Source organism: uncultured Halorubrum sp. (genome assembly GCF_937146585.1).
Taxonomy (GTDB): domain Archaea; phylum Halobacteriota; class Halobacteria; order Halobacteriales; family Haloferacaceae; genus Halorubrum; species Halorubrum miltondacostae.
Genome location: NZ_CAKZRO010000055.1, coordinates 1 through 8,133, shown reverse-complemented (window position 1 = coordinate 8,133; position 8,133 = coordinate 1). Strand labels below are relative to the sequence as shown.

Genomic DNA, 8,133 nt, shown 5'->3' with positions numbered 1-8,133 from the left:
TTCCGCCGGGCTCATAACCCGGAGATCGGTAGTTCAAATCTACCTCCCGCTACTTTCTTTCGACGGCCGTGAACTCCGAGGCGTGATCGGCGTCGTCGTCGTCGGGATAGCCCCGGAGTAGATTTGAACCAGGGAACGGAGCGAAGCGGCGTGACCGTGGTTCAAATTCACCTCCCGCTACTTCTGGCCGACTGCTACCTTCCCAGCAGCGTCTCCGTCCTCCGAAGCCGCGGCCGCCGAACCCGGAAGCGATTTCCGTCGCGCTGTCGTTTTCTCGCGTATGGATTACGAATCGAGCCTCGACCGCGCGATGGAGGAGGTACCGGACCTCGGCGGTTCCGACGAGCGGCTGTCGGTCCCCGACCCCGAAGCGCAGAAGGACGGGGCGTTCACCCGTCTGACGAACCTCTCCGCGATCGCGGACGCGCTGAGTCGCGACCCCGAACACGTCCACTCGAAGATCCAGCAGGAGCTCGGCACCGCGGGCCAGTACGAGGACGGCCGCGCGCGCTACAGCGGGAACTTCCGCGAGCGCGACTTCCAGGCCGCGATCGACTCGTACATCGAGTCGTTCGTCACCTGCTCGGAGTGCGGCCTCCCCGACACCCGACTGGAGACCGAGAACCGGACGCCGATGCTCCGCTGTGAGGCCTGCGGGGCCTTCCGGCCGGTGGCGAAGCAGAACACCTCCAACACCCAGCGGCAGGAGGACGCCGTCGAGTCGGGCAACACGTACGAGCTCGAGATTGTCGGCACCGGTCGCAAGGGCGACGGCGTCGCCGAGCGCGGCGAGTACACCATCTTCGTCCCCGGCGCGCAGGAGGGCGAGACCGTGACCGCCTACATCAAGAACGTCTCCGGCAACCTCGCGTTCGCCCGCCGCGAGAGCTGAGCCGGCGCCGCGGAGGCCCGGGCTCGCCGTTCCGCTACCCGACTTTTTATGCGCGCGTTCGCACATCTCTGAGCCATGGCCACGCGACTCCCCGAGTCGGCCTTCGAGGACCGACTCGCCGCCGTCAGAGACCGGCTCGCCGAGACCGACGCCGACGCCGCGACGTGGGTCGGCGCGACGTCGATCGAGTACCTCACCGGCTTCCACCACATCCAGACGGAGCGGCCGGTCGTCCTGGCGGTGACCGACGACCGCGTCGAGATCACCGTCCCGCGGCTCGAGGTCGAGCGCGTCTCCCCGAACCCGCGGATCGACGCCGTCCACGACTACTTCGACTACCCGGGCGGCGAGCCCGTCTCGGTCGCCGTCGAGATGTTAGACGGCCTCGGCGTCGGCGCGATCGCCGCCGACGCGGACGGCCCGCCGGGCGTGATGGGGTACGAGGGGCCCGCGTTCTCCGAGTACCTCGACGTCGACACCCAGTCGTGGGTCGACCGGATGCGCTGGGCGAAGTCGGACGCGGAGGTCGACCTGATCCGCGAGTCGGCGAAGTGGGCGAACCTCGGCCACCGCTACCTCGCCGACTTCTCCGAGCCGGGCGCCCACCCGGCGACGGTCTCGCAGCGGGCGTCCACGGAGGCGTCACGCGCCATGCTCGACGCGCTCGGGGACAACTACAGCGTCCGCGTCCGGGGCGACGGCCCGGTCCACGCCGGCTACATCTCCGGCGAGGAGACCGCGCTCCCGCACGGCCACACTCCGAACGAGCGGCTCTCCGAGGGCGACGTGCTCGTCACGGGCGCGACCGCGAACGTCGACGGCTACCGCTCCGAGCTCGAACGGACGATGTTCGTCGGCGACTACTCCGACGAGCAGGAACACTACTTCGAGCTCATGCTGGAGGCGCAGACGCTCGCCATCGACGCACTCGGCCCGGGCGTCCCGGTGGCCGAGGTCGATCGGGTCGTCTGGGACTACCTCGAGGAACAGGGCGTGACCGACCTGGCGCAACACCACGTCGGCCACAACATCGGGCTCGGCGCGCACGAGCCGCCGTACATCGACCGCGGCTGGGACGAGCGCTACGACGGCGACGACGCCGTGATGCGGCCCGGACACGTGTACACGATCGAACCCGGGCTGTACACCGACGAGTACGGTTACCGGCACTCCGACACGGTGGCGATCACCGAGTCGGGGACAGAGCGGCTCACTAACTTCCCGCGCGACATCGACTCCAACGTCGTCTGAGGCCGGCCGTCCGCCCGGCTACGCGATCCGGTCGACGACGACCCGGTGGCCGGTGGCGGCGACGTGGTCGCGGCTGAGCGCGTCCGCGTCGGGTGCGGCGTCGTACAGTCGTTCGAGCGAGCACTCGCGACAGACGAGGTGGTATCGCTCGGTGCGGTGGGTGGTGTTCATACTCACCGTACTTCCCCCCGGGTCATAGTTACGAGCAACATACCACCCTAGCAGCATGACGCTACCACGCGCGCGACGCGGTCGCGTCACCGCGACGTCGACCGCCGCGACTCGAACCGGTCGAGCGCGACTTCCAGCATGTCCGGGCTCACCGGTTGATACTCCTCCCGCTCGTGTTCCGGCAGGTACTCTCGGACCGCGTTCCACGAATCGCGGGCGTAGCGGGCGTCGAGGAGGACGCGGACGCCGCGCTCGTCGGGCCCGCGGATGACGCGGCCGACGGCCTGCCGCGCCTTCCGGACCGCCGGGACGGTGAGCGCCGTCTCGAAGCCGGACTCGAACCGGCGGTCGTAGGCGGTGATTACCGCCCGCGTCTGCGGTCGCGCCGTGTTGATGATCGGGACGCCGCAGACGACGGCCGCCGAGAGGCGGTCGCCGCGGTAGTCGACGCCCTCCGTGAGGGTGCCGCGGAGGCTCGTCACCAGCACCTTCCCGTCGCCGGCGAAGAAGTCGTCCTTCAGCGACTCCGTCTCGCGGTCGCCGGAGGACTCGTCCAAGAGGACCGGCTTGTCGAGTCGCTCCGAGAGCGACTCGGCCATCCACGTCGCCTCCGCGTAGCTCGGGGTGCCGACGAGGACGTTCCCGTCGCGGCGCGCGACCGCGGTCGTCGCGTCGAGGTGCGCGAGCCGCGTCGGGTTCTCCTCGCCCGGCGCGCCGCGGTTCTGGTGGGTGAACTTGGGCGCGTCGACCGCGAGGCTCGCGCGGTTCTCCGCGGGGAAGGAGAGGCCGTACGTCCGCTCGACGACCGGGCGGCCCCGCTCGGCCAGGTGGTCGAGCCCGGTCACCTCGCGGAACAGGTCCATCGGCTCCAGCGTCGCGCTCATAAGGACGCCGCCGCCGAACTCGGCGAGCCGGTCGCCGATCGGTTCGCTCGGGAGGCAGTTGTGGAGCGCGAGGCCACCGTTGTACGCGCGCCGCCACGAGTCCGGCGGCTCCGCCTCGTCGAACGTGCGTTCGAGCTCGATCGCGCGGAAGAAGTCGGTGTGCCCCTCGCGGTACCAGGCGTTCAGCGTGCGGCCGACGCCCGGGGCCGCGCGCTGCTTGTCCTCCTCCTCCAGCGTGTCGAGGACGCGCTTGACGACCGCGCCGACCTGCTCGGCGCGCGCCCAGACGCGCTCGCCGTACCCCTCGGCGTCGGCCCACTCGGTGATCGCGTCCTCGCCCGGCTCCTCGGGGTCCCGAAGGGGGATCTCGTCGTCGTCGAGCTCGCGCATCGACGCGCGCCAGTCAGGGCGCTCGCGGTCCAGGTATGCGGTCACGCGGCGGTCGAGCTCGCCGCGGAGGTCGGCGTAGAACTCCCGGACCGCCTCGATCTCCTCGACGGTCACGTCCGCGTCCTCCAGCTCGCCGCGGACCAGGGCGGCGTCGTCGGACTCCGCGCCCGCGGACTCGAACGAGAGCGGCTGGACGACGCGGGTGAGCTCGTTCTCCGCGTCGCGGAGGCTGGCGTCCGCGACCGCGTCGCTGACGAGGTCCCGCACGCGCGGCTCGAGCATGTGCGCCTCGTCGCAGACGACGAACGTCGAGTCGTCGAGGAGGGCGCCGGTGAACGTCCCCGTCGTCACGGGGTCGAACGCGTGGTAGTAGTTCCCGATGACGACCTCGACCTCCGGCACGAGCGCGCCCATGATCGAGTGCGGACACGAGCCGTGGCCGGCCGCGAGCCGGACGAGCTCGTCGGCGTCGACGTGGCCGAGCTCCGTCACGTCGAACGGGACCGCCTCGGCGGGCTCCCCGTCCTCCGGCAGGTCGTCGAGGAAGCCGGCGTAGAACGGGCAGAACTCGACGTCGTCGTACTCCTCCGTGTCCGGGCGGTACGGCGTCGGCTCGCCGTCGACCGAGAGGTAGTCGGCGTCGGGCGCGTTCTCCGCGCCGGGCGCGTCCCCCGCGGCGGCGCCGGAGTCCATGAGTCCCACCTGCTGGCTCCGCGCCTCGCTCACGAGGTTCGACGTCGTCGTCGCCCCGCCGTCGCCGACGAGGTTCCGGGTCCGCTCGCGGAGCCCCTCGCAGCGCTCGTAGACGTTCTCGCGGTCGATCCCGCCGCGGTTCTCGCGGGCGTACGGACAGACGTCGGCCTTCCCGACGAGGGTGAGACCCGAGACGGGGTCGTAGTCGCTCGGGAGGTTCTCGTTCACCGTCCGGAGGTCCGTCTCGAACTGGCGCAGTTGCTGTTTGACGCTGGTGAGGACGAAGACGCGCTCGAAGTCCGACTCCGGGTCGCGGACGCGGTCGAGGCCGGCGGTGAGCGCGAGCATCGTCTTTCCCGTCCCGCAGGCGCCCTCGAGCGCGAGGAAGCCGCCGTCCGCGGCGGCGTCGACGGCGGCGTCGATGCCGTCGGCCTGCTCGGGGTAGGGTTCGGGATGGCCGAAGAGGTCGGCCCACGGGGGCGAGTCGGTCACGAGAGCGAGTTACGCCCCATGTAATTTAAACGCTTCATCGCCGACCGCGGGCGGCCGCCGATCGGGTCGACGCGTCGCTGGCGAGGGCCTCGCGGACGGGGACGGGACGGCCTCACTCCACGATGTCGTGGAGGTCGGAGAGCCGGTCGATCTCCCAGGTCGGCCAGACGTTCAGGTCCCAGTCGCGGCGGTGGGGACGCCGAATGAACGCGGAGTCGATACCGGCGTTCTCGGCCGCGCGGACGTCCGACTCGTTGTCGCCGACGAACAGGGCGTTGTTCGCGTCGAGGTCGCCGAGCGCCTGCTCGATGTAGTGGGGGTTCGGCTTGCGGAGCTGAAGCGAGTGGATCGTCGGCTCGCGACCGTACGCGGCGCCCATGCGATCGAACCCGTCGAAGTGGTCGACGAGGAAATCGACGGTCGCCTGCTGGTTCGACGAGACGATCCCCATCTGGACGTCGAGGTCCCGGAGCTCGTCGAGGTCGTCGTACGGGGTCTTGCGTCCCTGACGGGCCTCCTGCTGTTGGGCCCGCGACACCACGTCGTCGCGCGTCCGCCAGAACGACCCCGGATCGAGGTCGTACGTCTGGCAGACGGTGCCGACGCTGCCGGGGGTCGCACCGATGGTCATCTGCTCTACGTCGTCCGGATCGGGCTCCTCGACGCCGCACTCCTCGAACGCGTCCCGGGTCGCATCCCGGAGCACGTCGAAACGCGTGCGGCCCACGAGGACACCGTCGTTGTCGAACACGACGGTATCGTACGTCATAGCCCTCATTCACGGCCGGCAGGGATAAGCGTTTCAGTGGGCGTCTCGACGACGAGAATCGGCCGAGACGGCGTCTTCGGTCGGTTCGCGGCCGCGACCGACCGGTTTTACCCGCGCTCGCGTCCAGTGACGAGCCATGCGCGTCAGCGTCATCGGCGGGAGTTCGATCGACGGGGAGACGGCGGCGGTCGCGGAGGCTCTCGGCGAGCGGCTCGCCGAGCGGGGCCACGTCGTGGTCTGCGGGGGTCTCGGCGGCGTCATGGAGGCGGTATGTCGCGGCGCCCGATCGCGCGACGGCGAGACGATCGGGATCCTCCCGACGGACGACCGACGCGACGCGAACCCCCACGTCACGGTTCCGATCGCGACGGGGCTCGGCCACGCCCGGAACGCCCTCGTCGTGATGAACGGCGACGCCGCGGTGGCGGTCGACGGGGCGGGCGGCACGCTGTCCGAGATCGGGCTCGCGCTGGCGCAGGGCCGTCCGGTGGCCGGGCTCGACACGCACGACGTCGAGGGCGTGGCGGCCGTCGACTCGCCCGCGGCGGCGGTCGAGTACGTGGAGCGAGCCGTCCGACCCGACTAACCCCGCTCCCCGGCCGTCTCGACGCCGGTCACGTCGAACCGAGCGCCGCCGCGGGACCCCTCGGAGACGGCGACCTCCCATCCGTGCGCCCTGGCGACCTCGCTCACGATGTTCAGCCCGAAGCCGGTCCCGTCCGGGTCCGTCGTGTACCCCACCTCGAACACGCGGTCGCGCTCTTCGGGCGGGATCCCCGGCCCGTCGTCCGCCACGAAGAACCCGGACGGCAGGACCGCGCCGGCGCGCGTCGTCGTGTACATCGGTGAGATGTCGCCGACGACGACGGTCACGTCGTCCCCGCCGTGCTCGACCGCGTTCCGGAACAGGTTCTCCAACAGGCGCTTCAGCCGCCCGCCGTCCGCGAGGATCCGCTCGTCCGAGTCGACGACGAGCGTCGCGTCGCCGGTCGCGACGTTCGTCCAGCACTCCTCGGCGAGCGCCGCCAGTTCGATCGGGGCGACCTCCTCCGGCGTCTCGCCCTGTTCCGCGAGCGTCAGCAGGTCGGAGAGCAGCTCCAGCGTCCGGTCGACCGCGGACGCCGCGTCGTCGACGTGTTCGACGCCGCCGTCGGCCTGCGCCATCGCGAGTCGCCCCTGTGCGACGTTGAGCGGGCTCCGCAGGTCGTGGGAGACGCCCTGAACGAACTCCTCGAACCGGTCGCGCTGTCGCTCCGCCTCCGCCACAGCGCGCGCGGACGCGACGGCGTTCGATATCCGGCGAACGAGGACGGGGGTCCGGTCCGAGTCGGGACACGCCCGCGCGACGTCGGTCGCGCCCGCGTCGAACGCCGCCGACACGGCGGGCGCGTCGAGCGGCTCGTCGGGACAGAACACGATCGGGAGCGTCGGGTGCCGCTCCCGGGCCGTCGAGACGGCGGGGAGTCCGGTCGGGTCTCCGGAGCCCCCGACCGCGACGAAACAGTCGACGGGCGAGTCGCGCAGAACCTCCGAGGCGGCGTCGGCCTCCGCGACCGGTTCGACGGCGAGGCGGTCGTCGGCGCGCTCCAGCGAGTCCTTCAGCTGCCCCGCTCGGTTAAGCGTTCCCGCGACGAGGACGACGGCGATCGAACTCTTGCGAGTGGACATCACGGAGGACCCTCTTCTCGATCTCCGGCCGCTCAGTTCATAAACGTTGCTGGGGTGCGTTCGGAGGAGACGCTGCTCTCGGGCCCCGAATCGTGCGCGGACGGCTCGGGCGGGCCGATCGCTCGCGACTCCGCTCTCCCGACGATTACCGCCCCATCGCTCGTCTTGGGCCGCGAGAATCCATAATTAGATGTAATTAAGACTTATTAGCGCGGAGCGAGACGGATCTCGCAATGAGCGAGTACACCACGATCTCGCTGCGTAAGGAGTTCGTCGCGGACGTGGAGGCGTACATCGAAGACGAGCCGTTCGGGTCGGTCAAGGAGTTCGTCAAACACGTCGTCGTCCAAGAGATGGAGTCCGACGACGGGGTCTCCGAGGCCGAGGCGAAACAGATCGCACAGAAGCTCCGGGACCTCGGGTACATGGAATGAGTGGGAGCCACCGCGGACGGGAGGCGGCAGTCGTCGAGGGAGTCGACCGTGCCGACCTCGTCTTACTCGCCATCCCGCTCCTGTTCTGTGTCGTGTACGCGGTCGGATCGCTTCTGACGGGCGGATACGCGCTCCCCGTCGCCGGCGCGTCGCTCGCGGCCGGCGTCCTCGTCGTCGACGGCCTGTTCTGGCATCCGCCGGGCGAGGCGTGACGATGGTCCTGCTCTAGAAACAGTAGTCGACGAAGGGGAGCTCTCCGCGTCCCGTTCTACCAGGTGTCGTGGAACGTGTCGAACTCGATGGAGTCGAGCGGCTTCTCGCCGATCGCGGCCTCGTACTCGCCGGGAGTCAGCATCGGCTTATGGAACCGGGGGCCGTCGTCGGTCGTGATCCGGGGACAGCCGGTGTTGACGAACGCGTCCATGTCGAAGTTACGCAGGCGGTCCGGCGTCACCTCGTCCATGGTGATCAGGTAGGCGTTGTCGTTGT

The 8,133-nt window shown here is 70.2% G+C and carries 10 protein-coding genes; 5 read left to right on the top strand and 5 right to left on the bottom strand.

Translation table 11 applies throughout. From position 1 onward, the window contains the following. Positions 1-280 precede the first annotated feature (280 nt). Together Q0116_RS05185 and Q0116_RS05180 are read left to right on the top strand one after the other, a co-directional pair. Positions 281-892, top strand: a complete 612-nt coding sequence (locus Q0116_RS05185; protein WP_297886136.1) for a translation initiation factor IF-2 subunit beta — start codon at positions 281-283, stop codon at positions 890-892. A gap of 75 nt (positions 893-967) precedes the next feature. Then, positions 968-2,143, top strand: a complete 1,176-nt coding sequence (locus Q0116_RS05180) for a Xaa-Pro peptidase family protein (RefSeq protein ID WP_297886134.1) — start codon at positions 968-970, stop codon at positions 2,141-2,143. Between the two features lie 18 nt (positions 2,144-2,161). Here Q0116_RS05180 and Q0116_RS05175 read toward each other — a convergent pair whose 3' ends face one another. The 3 genes from Q0116_RS05175 to Q0116_RS05165 form a co-directional block, all read right to left on the bottom strand. Further along, a complete protein-coding gene (locus tag Q0116_RS05175) occupies positions 2,162-2,314 on the bottom strand; it encodes a hypothetical protein (protein ID WP_297886132.1) in 153 nt (50 codons plus the stop codon). Positions 2,315-2,400: 86 nt separating this feature from the next. Further along, positions 2,401-4,773 (bottom strand): ATP-dependent DNA helicase, encoded by a 2,373-nt coding sequence (locus Q0116_RS05170; RefSeq protein ID WP_297886130.1) that lies wholly within the window; start codon positions 4,771-4,773, stop codon positions 2,401-2,403. Between the two features lie 112 nt (positions 4,774-4,885). Beyond that, a complete protein-coding gene (locus Q0116_RS05165; RefSeq protein ID WP_297886127.1) occupies positions 4,886-5,542 on the bottom strand; it encodes an HAD family hydrolase in 657 nt (218 codons plus the stop codon). A gap of 136 nt (positions 5,543-5,678) precedes the next feature. On the opposite strand from Q0116_RS05165, the gene Q0116_RS05160 reads away from it, so the two are divergent. Then, positions 5,679-6,128, top strand: a complete 450-nt coding sequence (locus Q0116_RS05160; RefSeq protein WP_297886125.1) for a TIGR00725 family protein — start codon at positions 5,679-5,681, stop codon at positions 6,126-6,128. Here Q0116_RS05160 and Q0116_RS05155 read toward each other — a convergent pair. Further along, a complete protein-coding gene (locus Q0116_RS05155; RefSeq protein ID WP_297886123.1) occupies positions 6,125-7,210 on the bottom strand; it encodes a HAMP domain-containing sensor histidine kinase in 1,086 nt (361 codons plus the stop codon). The genes Q0116_RS05160 and Q0116_RS05155 overlap by 4 nt on opposite strands. Before the next feature lie 233 nt (positions 7,211-7,443). On the opposite strand from Q0116_RS05155, the gene Q0116_RS05150 reads away from it, so the two are divergent. Further along, the gene (locus tag Q0116_RS05150) at positions 7,444-7,644 is read left to right on the top strand and encodes a hypothetical protein (RefSeq protein WP_006113259.1); all 201 of its coding nucleotides are present in this window, start codon (positions 7,444-7,446) and stop codon (positions 7,642-7,644) included. Beyond that, positions 7,641-7,856 (top strand): hypothetical protein, encoded by a 216-nt coding sequence (locus Q0116_RS05145; protein WP_297886121.1) that lies wholly within the window; start codon positions 7,641-7,643, stop codon positions 7,854-7,856. The genes Q0116_RS05150 and Q0116_RS05145 overlap by 4 nt, the downstream gene beginning before the upstream one ends. 56 nt (positions 7,857-7,912) lie before the next feature. Here Q0116_RS05145 and Q0116_RS05140 read toward each other — a convergent pair. Beyond that, positions 7,913-8,133: diphthamide synthesis protein (locus Q0116_RS05140; protein WP_297886119.1), on the bottom strand; the 221-nt coding region annotated here is incomplete at its 5' end.

Excerpts from the sequence above, each read along its gene's own strand:
- Q0116_RS05165 (WP_297886127.1), bottom strand. The coding sequence starts at position 5,542 with ATGACGTACGATACCGTCGTGTTCGACAACGACGGTGTCCTCGTGGGC.
- Q0116_RS05185 (WP_297886136.1), top strand. The coding sequence starts at position 281 with ATGGATTACGAATCGAGCCTCGACCGCGCGATGGAGGAGGTACCGGAC.
- Q0116_RS05150 (WP_006113259.1), top strand. The coding sequence starts at position 7,444 with ATGAGCGAGTACACCACGATCTCGCTGCGTAAGGAGTTCGTCGCGGAC.
- Q0116_RS05160 (WP_297886125.1), top strand. The coding sequence starts at position 5,679 with ATGCGCGTCAGCGTCATCGGCGGGAGTTCGATCGACGGGGAGACGGCG.
- Q0116_RS05175 (WP_297886132.1), bottom strand. The coding sequence starts at position 2,314 with ATGAACACCACCCACCGCACCGAGCGATACCACCTCGTCTGTCGCGAG.
- Q0116_RS05155 (WP_297886123.1), bottom strand. The coding sequence starts at position 7,210 with ATGTCCACTCGCAAGAGTTCGATCGCCGTCGTCCTCGTCGCGGGAACG.
- Q0116_RS05180 (WP_297886134.1), top strand. The coding sequence starts at position 968 with ATGGCCACGCGACTCCCCGAGTCGGCCTTCGAGGACCGACTCGCCGCC.
- Q0116_RS05145 (WP_297886121.1), top strand. The coding sequence starts at position 7,641 with ATGAGTGGGAGCCACCGCGGACGGGAGGCGGCAGTCGTCGAGGGAGTC.